Origin of the sequence: Pseudoalteromonas peptidolytica, assembly GCF_012641745.1 — a bacterium.
Lineage (GTDB): Bacteria > Pseudomonadota > Gammaproteobacteria > Enterobacterales > Alteromonadaceae > Pseudoalteromonas > Pseudoalteromonas peptidolytica.
On the sequence record NZ_WEHZ01000012.1, the window covers coordinates 93,754 to 112,467 of the forward strand.

The 18,714-nt window shown below is 41.4% G+C and carries 14 protein-coding genes; 11 read left to right on the forward strand and 3 right to left on the reverse strand.

Annotation, left to right across the window (positions count from 1 at the left end; translation table 11 throughout):
* Positions 1 to 36 precede the first annotated feature (36 nt).
* The gene (locus F9Y84_RS10025) at positions 37 to 4,524 is read right to left on the reverse strand and encodes an EAL domain-containing protein (RefSeq protein ID WP_147391398.1); all 4,488 of its coding nucleotides are present in this window, start codon (positions 4,522 to 4,524) and stop codon (positions 37 to 39) included.
* 735 nt (positions 4,525 to 5,259) lie between these two features.
* Between F9Y84_RS10025 and F9Y84_RS10030 the strand changes: the two genes are divergently transcribed.
* Positions 5,260 to 5,454, forward strand: a complete 195-nt coding sequence (locus F9Y84_RS10030; protein ID WP_147391474.1) for a (2Fe-2S)-binding protein — start codon at positions 5,260 to 5,262, stop codon at positions 5,452 to 5,454.
* 33 nt (positions 5,455 to 5,487) lie between these two features.
* On the opposite strand, the gene bfr (F9Y84_RS10035) is transcribed toward F9Y84_RS10030, so the two are convergent.
* Together bfr (F9Y84_RS10035) and bfr (F9Y84_RS10040) are read right to left on the reverse strand one after the other, a co-directional pair.
* A complete protein-coding gene (gene bfr / locus F9Y84_RS10035) occupies positions 5,488 to 5,952 on the reverse strand; it encodes a bacterioferritin (RefSeq protein ID WP_147391475.1) in 465 nt (154 codons plus the stop codon).
* A gap of 14 nt (positions 5,953 to 5,966) precedes the next feature.
* Positions 5,967 to 6,434, reverse strand: a complete 468-nt coding sequence (gene bfr, locus F9Y84_RS10040) for a bacterioferritin (RefSeq protein ID WP_125253040.1) — start codon at positions 6,432 to 6,434, stop codon at positions 5,967 to 5,969.
* Positions 6,435 to 6,704: 270 nt separating this feature from the next.
* Between bfr (F9Y84_RS10040) and F9Y84_RS10045 the strand changes: the two genes are divergently transcribed.
* From F9Y84_RS10045 to F9Y84_RS10090, 10 genes are all read left to right on the forward strand, one after another.
* Positions 6,705 to 7,031 carry a DUF2946 family protein gene (locus F9Y84_RS10045; RefSeq protein ID WP_147391476.1) on the forward strand — a complete coding sequence of 109 codons (327 nt, stop codon included), beginning with the start codon at positions 6,705 to 6,707 and terminating at the stop codon, positions 7,029 to 7,031.
* A 934-nt stretch (positions 7,032 to 7,965) separates the two neighbouring features.
* Positions 7,966 to 9,087 carry an efflux RND transporter periplasmic adaptor subunit gene (locus F9Y84_RS10050; protein WP_147390485.1) on the forward strand — a complete coding sequence of 374 codons (1,122 nt, stop codon included), beginning with the start codon at positions 7,966 to 7,968 and terminating at the stop codon, positions 9,085 to 9,087.
* 12 nt (positions 9,088 to 9,099) lie between these two features.
* Positions 9,100 to 12,228 carry an efflux RND transporter permease subunit gene (locus F9Y84_RS10055; RefSeq protein ID WP_147390488.1) on the forward strand — a complete coding sequence of 1,043 codons (3,129 nt, stop codon included), beginning with the start codon at positions 9,100 to 9,102 and terminating at the stop codon, positions 12,226 to 12,228.
* Positions 12,229 to 12,491: 263 nt separating this feature from the next.
* Positions 12,492 to 13,010, forward strand: coding sequence for a hypothetical protein (locus F9Y84_RS10060; protein WP_128730958.1), 519 nt, complete (start codon positions 12,492 to 12,494; stop codon positions 13,008 to 13,010).
* 14 nt (positions 13,011 to 13,024) lie between these two features.
* Entirely contained in the window at positions 13,025 to 13,645 is a 621-nt protein-coding gene (locus tag F9Y84_RS10065) for a superoxide dismutase (RefSeq protein WP_147390484.1), read from the forward strand.
* A 176-nt stretch (positions 13,646 to 13,821) separates the two neighbouring features.
* On the forward strand, positions 13,822 to 15,180 hold the full coding sequence (locus F9Y84_RS10070; protein WP_147390483.1) for a DNA-3-methyladenine glycosylase 2 family protein: 1,359 nt from the start codon (positions 13,822 to 13,824) through the stop codon (positions 15,178 to 15,180).
* A complete protein-coding gene (locus F9Y84_RS10075) occupies positions 15,177 to 15,638 on the forward strand; it encodes a methylated-DNA--[protein]-cysteine S-methyltransferase (protein ID WP_147390482.1) in 462 nt (153 codons plus the stop codon). The genes F9Y84_RS10070 and F9Y84_RS10075 overlap by 4 nt, the downstream gene beginning before the upstream one ends.
* A 56-nt stretch (positions 15,639 to 15,694) precedes the next feature.
* Entirely contained in the window at positions 15,695 to 16,468 is a 774-nt protein-coding gene (locus F9Y84_RS10080; protein ID WP_225740802.1) for a type 2 periplasmic-binding domain-containing protein, read from the forward strand.
* 56 nt (positions 16,469 to 16,524) lie between these two features.
* A complete protein-coding gene (locus F9Y84_RS10085) occupies positions 16,525 to 17,106 on the forward strand; it encodes a thymidine kinase (RefSeq protein ID WP_147390481.1) in 582 nt (193 codons plus the stop codon).
* Positions 17,107 to 17,285: 179 nt separating this feature from the next.
* Positions 17,286 to 18,710: a hybrid sensor histidine kinase/response regulator gene (locus F9Y84_RS10090; RefSeq protein ID WP_147390480.1), complete on the forward strand. Its 1,425-nt coding sequence runs from the start codon at positions 17,286 to 17,288 to the stop codon at positions 18,708 to 18,710.
* The last annotated feature ends 4 nt before the right edge of the window (positions 18,711 to 18,714 follow it).

The window sequence follows — 18,714 nt, forward strand, 5'->3', positions numbered from 1 at the left end:
TCCTTCAAATTGAGCAAGTATTAAGTCTAATTGGTATTATGCCCGAGCGCTTTCATGTTGGGTATAAAACTCGAGAAGTGCCTTGATGGCCATGGGTTTGGCAAAGAAATAGCCTTGCATATACTCACACCCCACATCGCGTAAATAGCTCAGTTGATGTTCGTTTTCAACACCCTCGGCAATACATTTCATATTCAAGCTTTGCGCGAGTAAATGAATAGTTCTAATAATTGATTTATTTGCTGGCTTTTCAGTCATATTTCTAACGAATCCTTGATCGATTTTAATAAAGTCCAAGGGAAACTCATTAAGGTAGGTAAGAGACGAAAAGCCGGTACCAAAGTCATCTAATAACAAAACAAAATTAGCACGTTTCATTTCATTTATTGTAGCGCGCGCTTTAACTAAATCAGACATAAATATTGACTCTGTTATTTCTAGTCTTAAATTGTTGCTGGTCAGGCCATGTGCTTGAAGTACTTCACTGAATTGGTAGGCAATATCAGATCGTAGAATATGCACTGCGCTTAAATTGATTGATAAATAGAAATTCGGCGACTGTTCAAATAAAGGTCTCAACTCGGACAGAGCTCTGAGCAGGGCTTGTTCAGTTAAAATCTCTATCAGTCCATTTTCTTCGGCGATAGGGATAAAGTCACTCGGAGGGATCCTCTCACCATCATGATCCCAACGCAGAAGTAACTCAACGCCTGCAAGGTGTCCCGTTGTGGTGTTGATTATAGGCTGATAGTGATTAAAAAACGCATTGCCCTTTACTGCTGTTTTCATTGCGGTTTCAAGGTTCAGCTTTTTACTGATTTCTGCATTCATGGACTCAGTAAAGAACTTAAAAGCATTACGCCCAGACTGTTTTGCATGGATCATCGCAATGTCTGCATTTCTAATTAGGGTATCGGAATCTGGTGCATCGAATGGATAAACAGCGATCCCGATACTTGCAGAAACACTCATAGTAATTCCATCAATCTCTATGCGTTCAGGGATCCGCTGTACCAAACGTTTGACAATATCACTGACATCTTCAATGCTTGCAAAGGACTTGATGAGAACCAGAAACTCATCACCACTTTGACGTGCGAGGATACAGTCATCACAGAGCTGCTCTTGAACTCTGTTGGTGATTGCAATCAATAATTTATCTCCAATCCGATGACCATAAGCATCATTTATTGGTTTAAATCTATCTAAATCGAGAAAGAGCAGGGCGCAGCTTTGATGGCTGTTGCTAGCATTGAAAATCGCAAATTCAATGTGTTGTAACATTAAACTGCGATTAGGTAACTGTGTTAGTGCGTCATAATTTGCCAGATACCTTAATTCATTTTCGGCTTTTTTCTGCTCAGTGAGATCTGTCACCACGACGACGAAGTACTCAAGCGTGATGTTGTCTTTTGAAACGGCACTGATACTAAGTTGGACTGGATGAAGGTTATCCCAGCTATCAGTTACTTGAACCTCTTGTCGTAAATATTGGTTTGGGCCGAGCGATTTGAGCTTGCCAATGAGCCCTTGAAAGCGCTTTTCTCCTATCGCGTTGATAAAACGCTCTGCAGTTAGTGCACTTAATGCTTCATCTTCTTGCAATTGGAAGGCTTTGCAAAAGCTACTATTTACAGAAATCGGCTGTAAGCGAGGGTCGAGAATTAAAATCCAGTCATTGACTTGGCTGAATGCTTCCCCAAGCATATTTGCACGCATTTGATGTGCTTTTTGTGTGGTTACATTCGTATATATGCCGTGTAGCTCTATCGCCTTTCCCGATGCGTCAAACTCAGCTACTTGACCAAAGTCGTGAAACCAATGCCAGTTATCGTCATCACAACGCAGCCGATAAGCAAGAGAAAGTTGCTCTTTTGTGGGGTTCGCAATGAATTTCCTCCAAGCGCGTTCAACTATCTCCCGGTCATCAGGGTGAATAGCATTATAGTGCTCTTGAAGTGTCATCGTTTCACCCTCAAACCCCAATGCCAACGCACGTTGTTGGGTAATTTTTTTGGTCGATATGTTAGCTGACCACACGCCACTTTGAGTAGAGTGCAGAGCCAGTTTTGTTTGTTCACTTGCTTGAGTAACGGCCTTTAAAGCGGTTTTTAGTTGCCTTTGCTTTTGTTTATGTTTAATCACAAAAAAGACCAATAGTAGAGCAGCAGCAAGGCAATATAAAGTAATAGAGAGAGGTGAACGCCATGGTGAATAAGCAACGCTGAACTCCAAATCTACACTCGCTTGTGAGTTATCATTAACCATTGAGTGCGCAGATATGGCCAGAGTGTAATTACCTGGTGCCACTTGATTTAAAAATAGCTTGTTTCCTTTTAAATTTGAAAGTGATGAATGACTTTTGCCGTTTAACAGCGCTTGATATTGTGGCTGATGGTAGGCATTAAAATTAAAATCTGAAAATTGTAACTCAATGCCCATATCGTCGAACTTAAAATCTAATGCGTTTGCTATTTCGTTCGGTGCTATATAGCGTCGTTGCTGGCTCAGCACATCTATTTGGGTTAGTCGTAGGTTTCTCGTGGGATTAGGGCTGTCTAGAAACTGATCTGGATTAAATTGCACGGCGCCGTTTACAGTGCCAAATAATAGTTCGCCAGTGTGAGATGTTGCAGCTGCACCACCGTTAAATTCGGAGCTGGGTAATCCTTGAGGCACTGCAAAAATTTGTAGATTTTTACTTGTAGGATCAAACCTGATAAGCCCTCTTTGACTACTCGACCACACGATGCCATTTGTATCGATTAAGACAGTGTAAAGGGTGTTACTTGGTAGCCCCTGTTTAGTGGTTAGATGCAGCTCTGTTTCAAAGGTTGTTTGATTCAGCTGTATCAACCCTTGTGTTGATGTCGCGAGCCATAGTTGACCCGAGGAGGTGCTACGCCAGCTGGTGATTGCAAAAGATGGTGAGTCATTCGGTGGTTGGTACACAGTATTAAGCGTATTGGTTGCTTTGTTATATCTTAATAGACCTTGATCTGTGCTAATCCAATAGTTTGAATTATCACCAAATATTGGTGGTAGCATTAAAAAGTTTTCAGATGTTGGTAGCTGCTTCGACAAGCCAATGAGCTTGCGTACAATGTTATCTTTAGCATCATATTCGTAATAACCATCGCTACTGATAAAAGGAAAGTAACGTTCTGAATATTTTGCCATCCCCCAGCCATAGCGAGAAAAGAGCGTGCCATCTGGTGTTGGAATATGCTGAATCTTTCTTGTTTTAGTGTTGAATAATGAGGTCTTTGATGCGCTCTGGATCAGGTAAGTCTGTGTCGGTAAATGCTGAGATTTCATGACCGTGAAAACGGCATTGCTACCATATACAGCTTTGGGGTCTCTATTTTGTAGATAAGTGGTGATGAACTGATGGCTACGCGCGTCAACCTCATTAATACCATTTTCTGTGCCAAGTAGTATTGTACGATTGTCAGTGGTGGTAATTGACCAGATATTGTTATTGGTGAATTTATCCTGCACTGCAGCGATAGGGCGAAATCGTAATGAGTTAGACGGCCAAAAGTATACGCCACTGTTGTGAGTACCCAGCCACAGATTGTGGTGTTTATCAGCGTAAAGCTGAGTGATACTCGGATCTGCTATATGATACTTACTTTCAGTTAAAGACAGCACTTTCTCGCTACTTTTATCTGTTCTGTCTATTGAATACAAGCCATGTTCAGTTGCAATAAACTCTCCGTACGGTGTGATTTGGTGTCCCCATATATTTTTATCAGAAACCAATTTATAACTTTTGGGTACAACTAAGCCTTCCTTGCTTAACGGAACTACGAATAGCCCTTCGACAGTCCCAACCAAAAGACCCAAAGCAGAGTCTTTTTTTAACAATTTAACATTGCGCGATAGTTCGGAATTAGATCGGTTATATTTAATTTCAGTTAGTTGTCCACTTGCGAGTGAGTAGGTAAAAAGCCCTTCGGTTGTTCCAACTGCAACAAAGTTGTCTACGAGCGTAATTGCGCGGATATGCTTATCAGCATCGAGGTGAACGAGCGCTCTAGAGCGAAGCGTATCGAGATTTAAGCTGTAAAGGACACTGTTTATTGAAAACAGGATATTATTTTTATGAGGGATAGCGGTCGTGATTGGTATAGGTAAGCCATTGCTATCTATGTGTTTGCCTTTGTAAATATGTTTGGTTTTATAGCTATTAATATCAAGTAAAAAAGCACCATTCATTCGCGTAGAAACTAAGATGTTATTTTCTGATAGGGGAAAAAGGCCGACGATTTCTTGCTCATTCAAATTAGCGCTGGTGTTAATATTGGTTACTGTATTGCCGTCATACCTGTTTAAGCCCTGCAAAGTGCCAATCCAAATAAAGCCATATTTGTCTTGAGTAATAGCGGTAATGGCTGACTGACTCAGCCCCTCTTCAACGGACAGCCTAGAGGTATGTAGGCCAACATTGTGGGCATGGCTGGGGGGAATTATGCAGCAATAAAAAAATAATATTAAAAAACACAATAGCGTTTGCTTCATTAAAAGACCTTTCTATATCCAATCTGGCTTAGTCCTTTAATCCGAAATCATAAAAAACAAGCTGTTATGATCTACTTTTATAACGCTTCAGCTGAGACGCGAAGTCTAGCGGAGTTATTATCGAAAGATCAACAAGAAATAGCACTACCTCACAATAAACTTAACATTTTATATACCTTGTTTGTGCTTACATGGTGCGACATCGTTTTGTCATAGGACTATTGTTCAAAAGCTTTGTTGTTGTGCGTGGTTCATTTATACGTTGCTTTGCTGATGCCTTAGAGGTTAGCAGCTTTTTTTCTATCTGCTTATACCAATTATCTTTATTAAGTGGCTTATTTTGAGGCGAGAAAATTTTGTCGATAACTCCGCTACCGCGTCCTGCTTTCGCTAAGGTACCTACATCCATATAGGCAAGGCAAAAGTTTTGCTATTTAGTTGTTCTAAATGAGCAATTTTTAACGCGGTTAGCGTCAGATTTACTCCCTCAAACTTAGCAAGTATCAAGTATAATTGGTATTAAGTCCTGCTAACCTCAACAGCAAATTGATAGATGCAATGTGTAGTCGGAAGTAACGGATCATCTTTGTTTACAGCTATGATTGCAGGGGATAGTCCCTACCTCTTTTAGTGAAAAGAAAATTATTCTTATTTATCGATAATGATACTGTTGATAATTGTTATCGTTTAGATTAAACTAAATCCAGTTAATGAGTTTGAGATTGGTTTTTATTTATGTACGTATGTATTTGCCATGGAGTGACAGATAAAAAGATTGCAGAAACTATCGACGAGGGTGCTCGCTCGATGCGCGATCTTAGCCAGACATTATCAGTAGGAAAGCAGTGTGGTAAGTGTTGTAACTGTGCAAAGAAGATATTAAATGAAAAGCTAATTGCAATCGTTGATGTTACCGAACAGGTTGCGTAACTAAACTATACGCAACCATCGTTGTGTTTCAATCTACAGTTGAGACTGAAGGTAGTTCTCAATACCCATCACTTTGATCAGGTGTTGCTGAGTCTCCAGCCAATCTATTTGTTCTTCTTGCTCATTTTGAATTTTGTCGAGCGCCTCGCGGCTAATATAATCTTGCTTCTCTTCACAGAGCTTAATTGCTGCTTGTAAATCTACCAAAGACGTTTGCTCAAACGTCATATTACAGTCGATCATTTCAGCACTATTTTCACCTATTTGTAATCGACCTAAATCTTGTAGATTTGGCAATCCTTCTAGAAATAAAATACGTTCAATCAAGCGATCGGCGTTCTTCATTTTTTGAATTGATACTTTATAGTCTGCTTTATCAAGCTGTGAAAAACCAAAATCTTTAAACATGCGTGCATGCAGAAAGTATTGGTTGATACCAACTAACTCATTGGCGAGCACTTTGTTCAGCACTATGATGACGTCTTTATCACCTTTCATAGTCGGTTCCTTCTTTAAAGCTGAGATTGGATATAATTAGGCGCACCGATAAGATCAATCAATCGGATCTGCTGTTCAAGCCAGTAAACGTGATCTTCTTCGGTATCGAATAATAACTTTTCGAGGGTTTCACGCGATTGATAATCTTGTTCCTCTTCACAGATTTTTATTGCGTCTTTGACACACTCAACCACCTCTAGCTCTAATTTTAAATCATTCTGCATCATGGACTTTACGTCTTTACCTATCAGTAGATCACGACGCTTAGTCATGTCTGGAACACCTTCTAAGAATAGAATACGCTTGATTAGCCAATCTGCGTGGGTAGTTTCCTCTTCACGTTCATGTTCGAGGCGCTGATAAAGTTTATCTAGACCCCAGTCTTCATACATGCGTGAATGAATGAAATACTGATCGATAGCTGCAAGCTCGTTGGCTAATAGCTTATTAAATGCGTCAATGACTTTTTGTTTACCTTGCATGCTGTTACCTCAAACTATGAATATGTCGCTAGTCTAACGAATTAATTTTTAGTGTCAATAAAAAATCTTTATAAAACAGGGTGTTATATATTGATTATAATTCGCATTTAAGTTGATGTTATGGCCTGCCAATACAAATTATTGTTATTTCACTTTGAATAAAAAACGAGCAATACCGAAATTGTTAAAGATTAAATATTAAGCTGCTATTGACACGCTATAAGTAAGTGGTAAATTTAAGGAGATTTCTAAATTAGGTGCAGGGCAGGTTTGGCAAAACTGATTATGTTGATATTGGTGCTACTGGTATCGGTTCAGTCCGTCAACCTTTTTGCGTCTGAAGCTAGCCTCCACCAAATAGAAATAGCTCACTTGCAGCAACCTCATGACCATGCTGAAGACGCTAGCATGGAGAATAAAGAACACCATACTCAGGATTGCCACCATTGTGGCCATTGCAGTGGCACACATTTAACGATAGTCATTGTGAGATCTCCAGCCGTGCTGTCTGTGTATACTCACAGCGAAGCCTATAGTCAGGCTCCTGCCAAAGTTCGTACTTTTGTTGAGCAAACTCACCGCCCCCCAATCGTTTAAGCAGTAGCAATCAACGAACATTGTGTCGTTGATATTAGCTTTTTACTGATCCTATTTTTTGATTTTTTATAAAGCTAATGTCTTTTGTGTTCTTTGATGATACTGCCCAATAAAGCGCTATACCAAAAAGGTCAGCCTCAGTCGCATTCATGTCAATTGCATTAATTTATCGACTTGGCTTTGATTTCATACCAATTTGACTTAATACTTGCTCAATTTGAAGGAGTAATACCAATTTGACTTAATACTTGCTCAATTTGAAGGAGCAAATCTGACGCTAACCACGTTAAAAATTTCTCATTTAGAACAACTAAATAACAAAATTTTTGCCTGGTTATCGACAAGATTTTCTCGCCTCAAAATAGACCACTTAATTAAGAAAATTGGTATCACTTTTCTGATATAGCGCCCACTTTTTTCAATACCATTTTGTCCCAAAGCGGCTCAATTAAATGAGCAAATTTGGCGATTACAACACGTGCAAGCGGTGTTATCGCCAACAGTGGTTCGCCTAAAAATAAACCACTTAATTAAGCAAATTGATATTAATACCAATTTGACTTAATACTTGCTCAATTTGAAGGAGTAAATCTGACGCTAACAGCGTTAAAAATTTCTCATTTAGAATAACTAAATAGCAAAATTTTTGCCTAGTTATCGACAAGATTTTCTCGCCTCAAAATGGACCACTTAACTAAGCAAATTGGTATAAAGTCGAAGCTTGTTTACGAGTTTGAGCTGTTGTGCGGGTATTACATCGCTCCTCGTATTACAACAGAACCATTTTAAACGTGTGGTAAATATCAATTAAGCGAATTGGTAGCACCCAAATTTTGAATAAGGAATGAGCTCACTTAGCGGTATTAAGCTCACATTAAATTTATGCCTCATTCAAACCGCAGGGTAAGCGCGTTTCACAATATAAGAGTGTCAAATGCAAATCTTAAAAAATTGCACTTTCTGTTTAATGTTCACGGCGATGTTTAGCTCATCTGTATATGCAGGTGAAAGTCATGATGATGGTGACCACGCTGTGCATGAAAATGACAATCAAATCGTTCTCACCCAACAACAACTAGATTTTGCTGGAGTTAAAATCGAAACGCTACAATTGCAACACCATGAGCGACTTTATTTTGCGCCAGGTGAAGTGAAAGCTAATGGTTATACCAGCTATCTTGTTGCACCTCGAGTGGACTCTATTGTACTGGAGCGCCATACCACATTAGGTTCAATGGTCGAGGTTAATGAGCCTTTGATCACTTTGTTTTCCGAAGCGATGGCGCAAGCACAGTCACAGTATCTAATTGCGTCAACACAGTGGGATAGAGTTAAGCGCTTGAGTGCAACAGCCATTAGTGAGCGAGCGCGTGTTCAAGCAAATGCTGACTTTAGTGCCGCTTATTCGAGGTTAATAGCACTGGGAGTCGAAGGTACAGCGATCGATGCAATTAAACATAAACCAGCAAGTGAGTTTGGGCACTATACCTTAGTTGCCCAACGTGCTGGGATTGTGACTCAAGACTCATTCACTCAAGGGCAGCATGTCACAGCAGGCAAAACCTTAATGGCGATCTCCGATGAAAACGAGTTATGGGTAGATGCGCAGATACAACCGAGTTCACAACTTAAATTAACGTCCGATATAAAAGCATGGGTTAATGTTGAAGGCAAGGATCACGAAGCCCAAGTTATTCAAGAAGCCCACACACTAGATCCAATCACTCGAACTCGACGGGTACGCCTGTTGGTAAAAAACTCAGAACACAAACTGCATGCCGGTATGTTTGTTAATGTTTATTTCCGTATCCCTTCAACAGCACAAGCTATAGCTGTACCTGATGATGCGCTAAATCGCAGCACTGATGGTGATTGGGTGGTCTATGTTGAAGCCTCGCCAGGTACGTTTTATCCCAAAGAAGTGCAACTGGGCGAACGTTTTGGTGAACAGGTTGAAATTATTGGATTAAGTCCAGGTCAACGTATTGCAATCAACGGTGCGTTTTTTATTGCATCAGAGCAGGCGAAGGCAGGCTTTGATCCACATAATCACTGAGGAAGCTTCATGATGTTTAATAGAATAATCGACTTGTCAGTAAATAACCGGCTACTCAGCGTGCTGTTCTTAATAGTGATTGTTGCGTTATCCGCTGTCAGTATTCCCAAACTTAATTTGGATGCGTTTCCTGATGTCACCAATGTACAGGTGGCGGTTAACACAGAAGCTCCTGGGCTTGCAGCAGAAGAAGTTGAACAACTGATCACATATCCAATTGAGGCAACGATGTATGCCCTGCCAGATGTGGAGCAAGTACGTTCTATTTCCAAAACAGGGTTATCTGGTGTAACAGTTGTATTTAAAGAAGGCACTGATATCTATTTTGCAAGGCAGCTGGTATTCGAACGATTAGAAGCTGCAAAAGCACTTATTCCCGATGGCGTTGGCACGCCTGAAATGGGTCCTAATACATCAGGACTTGGGCAAATATTTCAGTATATGCTTAGGACTAAAGAGGGAGCTGAGTATGATGCGATGGCGCTACGTAGCCTCAATGATTGGGTCGTAAAGCTATTAATAATGCCAATTGATGGTGTGACAGAGGTATTGTCATTTGGTGGTGATGTGCGCCAGTACCAAGTTCATATCGATCCAAATAAGCTGCTAGCTTATGCGCTATCTCAGCAGGATGTTATCAATGCGATAGAGCGTAATAACCAAAATGTTGGGGGCTGGTATCTGCAACATGGTCAAACACAGTTAGTGGTCAGGGGCACAGGTTGGTTTAAAAGTGGTGAGCGGGGAGTTGAAGAGATTGCTAATGCGCCAATCAAAACCATAGATGGCACTGTTGTAAAGGTGGCACAAGTCGCGACGGTTTCTGTCGGAGCTGAGATCCGCCAAGGTGCTGTAACGATGTCAAAAAAACGAGAGTCCGGCGAGGTAGAACAATTGGGTGAAATTGTTACCGGTATTGTACTTAAGAGAATGGGAGCTAACACCAAAGCCACGATAGATAGTATCCAAAGTCGTATTACACTGATAAATCAAGCATTACCGGAAGGGGTAATATTTGAGCCATTCTATGATCAATCAGATTTGATCAGTAAAGCCGTACACACTGTTGTGAAAGCACTAATATTGGCTTTTGTTTTTATTGTCGTCGTACTGGCACTATTTCTTATGAATCTTCGAGCGACCTTTCTTGTACTTATATCTATCCCAACCTCTATTGCGATGGCACTTTTTGTAATGGCTTGGTATGGAGTGTCAGCTAACTTGATGTCGCTTGGGGGAATTGCAGTGGCAATTGGGATGTTAGTCGATGGCTCGGTTGTAATGGTAGAAAACATCTTTAGGCGTATCATACAAAACGATCCCAAGGGCGATAACGCTATTATTCAAGTCGTAAAACTTGCCTCAAAGGAAGTTGCAAGGCCGATTTTTTTTGCCGCCAGTATTATTTTAGTTGTTTTTACGCCACTTTTTAGCTTTGAAGGGGTTGAGGCAAAGTTATTTCACCCTATGGCAATTAGTATCATTTTGGCGGTGGTGGCTGCGGTATTTGTTGCATTAGTGATTGTACCGGCTTTGGCTGTTTATGTTTTTAAATTTGGCGTCGAACAGAGAGAAAGTTATGTACTGACGCGATTAGAAAAAGCATATCGCCTGAGCTTAAGCCGAATAATGTACTGGCGAAAGTCGTTACTTATGGTTGTTCTATCACTCACGGCGATGGCGGGTTTCACATTTACTCAAATAGGCACTGAGTTTGTGCCTGAGCTAGAGGAGGGAACGATTAACCTTAGGGTTACCTTAGCCCCCTCTGCAAGCCTAGAGACTGCTCTTGATGTTGCACCTAAACTAGAAAGAATATTACTAACATTTCCAGAAGTAACTTATGCCTTAAGCCGGATTGGTCGCGCAGAGATTGGCGGCGACCCTGAACCTGTAAATAATATTGAAATTTATGTTGGACTACAACCTGTAGCACTGTGGCAAAGTGCACACAGCCGAGACGAGCTACAAACACTGATGGAAGAAAAGCTGCAAGCGCATCCCGGCTTACTTTTCAATTTCTCGCAGCCAATCGCCACTCGTGTAGATGAATTACTCTCAGGAGTAAAGGCACAGCTGGCCATAAAGCTGTTTGGCCCAGAGTTGGCAGTATTAGCAACAAAGGGCCAAGAAATAGAAGCCGTAGTGTCACAAGTTGAAGGCACACAGAGCGTGCAATTGGAACAGGTTACAGGGGAAGCGCAGCTAGTTGTTACACCTAAGCGCCAAGTTCTGTCCCGCTATGGACTGGCTGTGAGTGATGTAATGACCTTGGTACAAGATGGGATCGGGGGGAAGCAGGCTGGGCAAGTTATCAATGGCAATGAGCGCTATGACATATATGTGCGTTTAGCACCTGAGTATCGCCAAACTAAAGAGGCGATTGAACAGATACGTATACAATCAAGTTCCGGCGCTTGGATCCGGCTGTCTGATGTGGCGCATGTTGAGTACCAATCTGGTTCACCCCAAGTGAGGCGGGATGATGTTCAGCGTAGAGTGGTCATACAAGCCAATGTGCAAGGTCGAGATATGGGGAGCGTTGTAAACGATATTCGCAAAGCTATTGATAGTAAAGTTGATTTACCTAGCGGTTATGGGATTGAAATTGGTGGCCAGTTCGAAAACCAGCAACGTGCTCAGCAACGGCTGGCTTTGGTTATCCCTATGTCTTTATTATTGATCACATTGCTACTTTATTTAGCATTTGGCTCAATTGCACAGGCTCTGCTCATTTTAGTCAATGTGCCCCTCGCGGTGATTGGCGGGGTATTTTCGTTATACCTTTCAGGTCAGTACCTATCGGTGCCAAGTTCGGTCGGGTTTATTACTTTATTCGGTGTTGCGGTGCTCAATGGAGTGGTGATGGTTGATAGTATCAATGCACGTATCGCCAGAGGTGAAGCTATACATCATAGTGTATTTGAAGGTGCTACTTCTCGCTTACGACCCGTACTGATGACCGCTATTACCTCAGCTTTAGGGCTTATACCAATGTTGTTATCGTCCGGTGTTGGGGCGGAAATTCAAAGGCCACTTGCTAGTGTTATTGTTGGTGGATTATTCACGTCAACTTTATTGACGCTGTTTGTATTACCTGCGTTCTATCCTCTATTCTCCAAACGGAGCAATCATAAATAAATGAAGCGGGTGGTTCTCACCCGCATTCAAAGAGTGTCATTGATGACCATGTTATCAAAAAACCTCACCAGATCTTAACGATGGTCTTACTCAAAAGTTAGCACTACACCACTATACGGCGGAGCTTACCCGGGAATTATTCTCACTTCTTGAGTTATTTGGGTGTAAATGAAAATGGTTTGCATTAGTGTTATTGTGATCATATAGTGTGCCTAAGCTCGGGTTAGCTTCTGGTAAAGCTTAAGGTTAAATAAGGGTTAAATATGAAAGATTCTATGGTTGGCGATGCGAACTACACAATCTCTGATACTTGCGAGTTTTCTGCTGTGTTGTCTCCTTGGCAAGCTAAAATAATGTCGGGTAATCAAGCATATAAAGCACAAACATTCTTGCGTGCCCGTGATGAATATCAGTCCGCATTGGTGCTGGCTACTCGGATTTTGGACGAGTTCTTATTGTACCAAAAAGATAATATCGTGATTGGTGCCATTGAGCACAGTTTGCCAGCAGTAGTGGTATCGGCGCATAATCTTGCAGACACATTCATTGCGCTTGAACAACCTAATCGTGCCTGTGCACAGCTCACTTCCGTTCATTTTAAAGTGCACGAAGTTTTTAGTCAGTTGGAGAGTGAAGTCGCGGCTATTGCCCTTCACCATTTGCATAAAACGCGTCAAGAACTCATACATTTTGCCAAACGCTACCCACACCTACCTGAGCTCATTCATCATATTAACGAAGCGATGCTGAATACGCATATACGAGGGCGCGCTTTACACTAAAACTTGGAGGTCGAATGGCTTTTACATTACCTAATTTACCTTATGCTTATGACGCGTTAGAACCACATATCGACGCAAAGACAATGGAGATCCATCATACTTTGCATCATCAAACATATATAAATAAAGCGAATGCGGCACTCGAGGGTACAAAATTTGCTGATAACAGCACTGAAAGTCTGCTGCGAAACATAAAAGCCCTCCCAGAAAATCTGCAAAAAGCAGTACAAGAACACGTTGGAGGTCATGATAATCACAGTTTATTTTGGCAAATAATGACGCCTAATTTTCTCCCGTTAGGTGATGGTGCGCTGAAACAAGCGATAGAGCAGGAACTCGGTGGATATGAGCAATTTAAAACAGAGTTTACCAACGCCGCGGTGAGCCGCTTTGGTAGTGGGTGGGCATGGTTAGTGGTTGATGAAGATGGCAAGTTATTGATAACAAGTAGCCTTAATCAAGACAGTCCGTTTATGGCTCAACAAACACCTATCCTTGGCTTAGACGTGTGGGAGCACGCTTATTATCTTAAATATCAAAACCGCCGCCCAGAATATATCGCTGCTTTTTATCATGTTATAAACTGGTCAGAAGTAGAAAGAAGATATAACGAAGCCGTCGGTAAACTAGCCTAACTTTAAAAAATAGAGCAGCATTTTTAGCGCAGGAGTTAGTACTGGTCGTAACTCAATGCTAAACCCTGCTTTTGTACTTATTAATATCATAACTTATGTGATTGAGTGCCAAAAATGGCTAGTTTGCCACTTCCATAGCCAGTAGACTGATACAAAACGATGTATGAGCTACGGTCATGTATACACCAGAGGTTTGTTCTGAAGCCAGAAATAGCCGCGATGCTAGGTTTGATGGCTTATTTTTTGTTGCTGTTAAAAGCACCGGTATTTATTGTCGGCCAATTTGTCCTGCACCTGCTGCCAAAGAAAGTAATGTGGAATACTTTCAGTTTGCCCATAATGCTGCTCAAGCAGGTTTTAGGCCTTGTATTCGGTGCCGCCCCGATAGTGCGCCTGGAAGTTATGCGTGGCTTGGAACAGAAACGACAGCTGTCAGAGCTAAAAAGCTAATAGATGAGGGAGCTTTGTTGCGCAGTTCAACCTCATGTTTAGCAGAGCGACTAGGTATATCCGTCAGATACCTCAATAAGATATTTAGCTATTATTTCGGTACCAGCCCTAAACAATATGCCTTGTACAAGCAGTGTGACTTGGCTAAACAGCTGTTGCAACAAACCGACCTTCCTGTAACGCAAGTTGCTTTTGCCGCAGGGTTTAAGTCATTGAGGCGATTTAACGATGCGTTTCAGAAGTTATATCAGTTATCACCAAGCCAGTTTAGAAAGGGAACAAACCGCGACGCTTTGATCTCAATTTATTTATCTTACCGCCCTCCATATAATTGGCAAAGCATGCAGCAATTTTTGGCTAAACGAATTGTCCCAAATCTAGAATGGCTGAATGAACAAAGTTATGGTCGCACTGTCACTGTTCAGGGTATAACAGGGCGTTTTTACGCAACTATAGAACCACACAAACATCGTTTTAAAGTTGATGTTACCTTGTCTGATTTATCATTATTAGTGCCGATGATTGCACAGATCAGGCGAGTGCTAGACTTAGATGCAGATACACACTTTATCGAATCACATCTTCGCAAAGCAGCGCCTGATTTACGTTTACAAGAAGGGCTAAGATTACCTGGAGTTTGGGATGAATTTGAAGCAGGGATCAGAGCCATTTTGGGTCAACAAATCAGTGTTCAGGCAGCAAAGAACCTATTGACCTTACTGGTGAGTGAACTTGGGGAGAAGACCGAAAATGGCATGCAATATTTTCCATCAGCGCAGGCGGTGTTTGATAGCGAATTAGTATTTTTTAATATGCCAGCAAGTCGTAAAGCTGCTATCCGCGCGTTTGCGCAGCAATATGTTGAACAACCACAAGTTGACATTGATAGTTGGCAAAATATAAAAGGGATTGGTCCGTGGACTGTGAATTATGCAAAAATGCGAGGATTGAGTCACCCTGATATTTATTTAGGCGGCGACTTAGGGGTAAAAAAAGCCCTAGAAAAGTCGCAGCAAGCAATAAATGTTGATAAATGTGCGCCGTTTCGTTCTTATTTAACTTTTCAACTTTGGCAACTATTATGATAGAAACTACATTGGCGTCACCTGTTGGCGAGTGGATAATTCAAGCATCCGATAAGGGGTTAAGTTATGTCGGTTTCTTCCCAAAAACGCGATACGAGTACGGGGAGAATCAACATTCAACCATGGCGAAGTGCCAGTTACGCGAGTACTTTGCAGGCAAGCGTAAGCAGTTTGATGTGTCTTTGGATGTAGCAGGTACAGACTTTCAAAAGCAGGTTTGGCATGTATTGGCGAAAGTTCCCTTTGGCGCGACTTACTCCTATGGTTGGATAGCCAAGCAATTAGCTAACCCCAACGCGGTAAGGGCGGTTGGTGCTGCAAATGGTAAAAATCCCATCAGTATTATTGTACCCTGTCATCGCATTATTGGCACAAATGGCAAACTGACAGGGTATGCAGGTGGAATTGAGGCTAAACGTTGGCTTTTACAACATGAAGGGGTTATCTGCGAAAAATAGCATATACTGTTAAACAAGGCGTATAGTTAGTTTGCAAAGTACACTTGGAGATACGGTTGAGATTTTTTTTAGTCCTCTGTTTTTTTGCTAGTATGCCTCTGATTGCTGCTACAGAGGTACGTTTTTGTTACGAGGATAAACATGCACCACCGTTTATACATGGAGCAGGGCAAGTAGTACCTGCTGAAAATCCGGGGGTGACGATAGAGATTGTAAAGCAACTAGACGCTCAGCTATCACCCATTCGCATTAATTATGTAAGAAAACCTTGGAGCCGTTGCTTACACGAGTTAGAGCAGGGTAAGGTAGATGCAGTGGTAGCGAGCTATCGTCAATCAAGAGATAAACACATGGCATATCCCAAGCGAGCAGATGGTAAAATTGACAACCGCTACGCTATAAATAAGATTGGTGTGTGTTTATTACAAAGTATCGCTAACGACACCAAAATTACACTCCAAGACGCGGTTGAACTTGCTGTGCCAAGAGGATACGCGATTAAAGAGAGTATGCCAGCCAATTTTTCAGTATTCGAAACCGATTCCTTAGAAAATGCAATTACGTTAGTTGAAAATGATCTACTAGATGCGACAATAGGGTTGTGCCAGATCGGTAATATGCCGATTACGCTTTCACCTCCATTTAATCGTCTTAAGCCAGTGTTCCCGCCACTAGAGACCACCTTTGGCTTTATGGCTTTTTCTAAACAATTCTATCAGCTATATCCAGACGCCAGTTGGCTGTTGTGGCGTGAAAGTCAGCGGATTGATCTTGATAAAATGTACCAGCTGTACTTGGATGCCCAGCCTGAAGACTCAGATAAGCAATAGACCTTTGTTCGCTTAGTCAGTAAACTACCACGAATTTTTATCTACAAATAACCATTATGGCTCAGCTTTATTTTTATTACTCGGCAATGAATGCTGGTAAATCAACGACTTTACTACAATCGGCATTTAATTATAGAGAGCGGGGCATGCGCCCTTTTATTATCACGGCGGCCATAGATAACCGCGCAGGAGTCGGCAAGGTTGCTTCTCGTATTGGTTTAGAGGCCGAGGCACATGTTTTTGAAAACCATACCGATGTTAAAGTACTCCTCAGTGATGCCCATGGTAATAATAAAATTGACTGTGTTTTGGTAGATGAATGTCAGTTTTTGACTAAATCTCAGGTGGCTGAGCTTACAGATATCGTTGACGAGTTGCGTATCCCAGTGCTGTGTTATGGACTTAGGACCGACTTTCGCGGGGAGCTTTTTGAGGGCTCTCAATACTTACTCGCTTGGGCTGACAAGTTAATTGAACTCAAAACTATCTGTCATTGTGGTCGCAAAGCGAACCGTGTATTACGAACGGATGAACATGGAAAAGCGATTGCGGATGGCGATCAAGTCGTTATCGGTGGCAATGATAGGTATGTGTCGCTTTGTCGTAAACATTATAAAGAGGCACTAAGCAGTAACTAATCATCAAGACTGACCGCTAAATTTCTCGTGATTGAGCCTCTTGAGGATATAATAACAGCACCCTCAAGAGGCTTTTTGGGTTAGATAAACCGCAAAAAACAATTTCTGTTTTATCCGTATGATTTGGAAAAACACGTAGCTTGTACCATGCTTTAAAAAAACGAAAGAGTGTGAGCACGATGGACAAGCAGCGGACGTTATCATTTTTAAGCCAGTCGGAACCGGCTAAGCCTATATCTGCAAACCTAGTAAAACCTTGGGTTGTTTTGATAGTGGATGATGAGCCAGAAGTGCATCAAGTCACTCAACTTGTACTGTCTTCATACCGCTTCGAACAACAACCACTTGAGCTCGTTCACGCCTACAGTAAAAAAGAAGCGATAAACATACTTAACTCAAGAACAGATGTCGCACTTGTTCTACTTGACGTGATAATGGAAAGTGAAGAAGCGGGCTTGGAGTGTGTGCAATATATCCGAGAAGTACTAGGTTATCATCAAGTACGTATCGTACTCAGAACTGGTCAGCCCGCTGCCATACCTGAGCATGAGCTAATGTTACGCTATGATATTAATGATTATAAAAATAAAACTGATCTTACTAAATCCAGACTGTTTACGACATTAACCAGCTCACTGCGATCCTATCAAGATCTTCAACGTTTAGCGTTACTTACCGAAGAGTTAACGGCATTAAATGAAGGCTTGGAAGACAAGGTAAAACAGCGAACACATGAAATAGAAGCCTCTAATAAAGCATTACGACAAGCATATGATCGGATAGCCAAGCAGCAACAAGCACTCGTTCAATCTGAAAAGCTAGCGTCAGTTGGTCAATTGGCTGCTGGCGTTGCCCACGAAATTAATAATCCATTAGCTTACCTCAAAAGTAATTTAGAGTTTGTACAAAGCACGTTAGTTAAACTTTATAAAGCTTGGCAGACGGTCGCTTCTCAATCTCAGCTTTGTAATCAAGTTCTCAATAATATAGAGACAGAGTACCAACTCAACTGGACACTAAGTGAAAGTGACGATGTAATAGCTGATATGCATTCAGGATTAGATAGGATCCAGTTAATTGTTAAAGAGTTGAGCATTTTTTTCGAGAGTAATCAGACTCAATTTCAATTAGTTGACTTTTATACGCAGATTTTAGACCCTGTAGTGATTAATTTAGAACTCGATGGCGTAAGTTTACAATTGATTGAGTTTGATAAAGGAGACGGATTTGAGCTATTTTGTGCTCCTGCGCTGTTAGAACACAGTTTATACTGTATCATTAGAAATGCCTTAGAAAGCTCTAGTAGGCTAAGTCAAACCATCAAAGTAAAAGTCAAACTTATTGATGAGCATATCCAATTTACAGTGTCTGACACTGGAGAAGGAATAGATACCGAGCTGATCCATAGAGTATTTGATCCCTTCTATACCACTAAATTATCTGACAAGCATGTTGGTTTAGGACTAACGGTTGCCTCAAGTATTATCAAGTCTCATGGTGGGCAGCTACACATTCAATCTCAGGTAGGCAAAGGCACTGATGTTACAATTACCATCCCTTTAGCTCAGCCAGCTTTGAACAGAAATACGTCTGACGGTAAATAGTTGT

Bases quoted from the DNA above. Each gene is read 5' to 3' on its own strand.
- F9Y84_RS10070 (WP_147390483.1), top strand. From the start codon at position 13,822: ATGTATACACCAGAGGTTTGTTCTGAAGCCAGAAATAGCCGCGATGCT.
- F9Y84_RS10090 (WP_147390480.1), top strand. From the start codon at position 17,286: ATGGACAAGCAGCGGACGTTATCATTTTTAAGCCAGTCGGAACCGGCT.
- F9Y84_RS10050 (WP_147390485.1), top strand. From the start codon at position 7,966: ATGCAAATCTTAAAAAATTGCACTTTCTGTTTAATGTTCACGGCGATG.
- F9Y84_RS10085 (WP_147390481.1), top strand. From the start codon at position 16,525: ATGGCTCAGCTTTATTTTTATTACTCGGCAATGAATGCTGGTAAATCA.
- F9Y84_RS10065 (WP_147390484.1), top strand. From the start codon at position 13,025: ATGGCTTTTACATTACCTAATTTACCTTATGCTTATGACGCGTTAGAA.
- bfr (WP_125253040.1), bottom strand. From the start codon at position 6,434: ATGCAAGGTAAACAAAAAGTCATTGACGCATTTAATAAGCTATTAGCC.
- bfr (WP_147391475.1), bottom strand. From the start codon at position 5,952: ATGAAAGGTGATAAAGACGTCATCATAGTGCTGAACAAAGTGCTCGCC.
- F9Y84_RS10030 (WP_147391474.1), top strand. From the start codon at position 5,260: ATGTACGTATGTATTTGCCATGGAGTGACAGATAAAAAGATTGCAGAA.
- F9Y84_RS10060 (WP_128730958.1), top strand. From the start codon at position 12,492: ATGAAAGATTCTATGGTTGGCGATGCGAACTACACAATCTCTGATACT.
- F9Y84_RS10055 (WP_147390488.1), top strand. From the start codon at position 9,100: ATGTTTAATAGAATAATCGACTTGTCAGTAAATAACCGGCTACTCAGC.
- F9Y84_RS10075 (WP_147390482.1), top strand. From the start codon at position 15,177: ATGATAGAAACTACATTGGCGTCACCTGTTGGCGAGTGGATAATTCAA.
- F9Y84_RS10025 (WP_147391398.1), bottom strand. From the start codon at position 4,524: ATGAAGCAAACGCTATTGTGTTTTTTAATATTATTTTTTTATTGCTGC.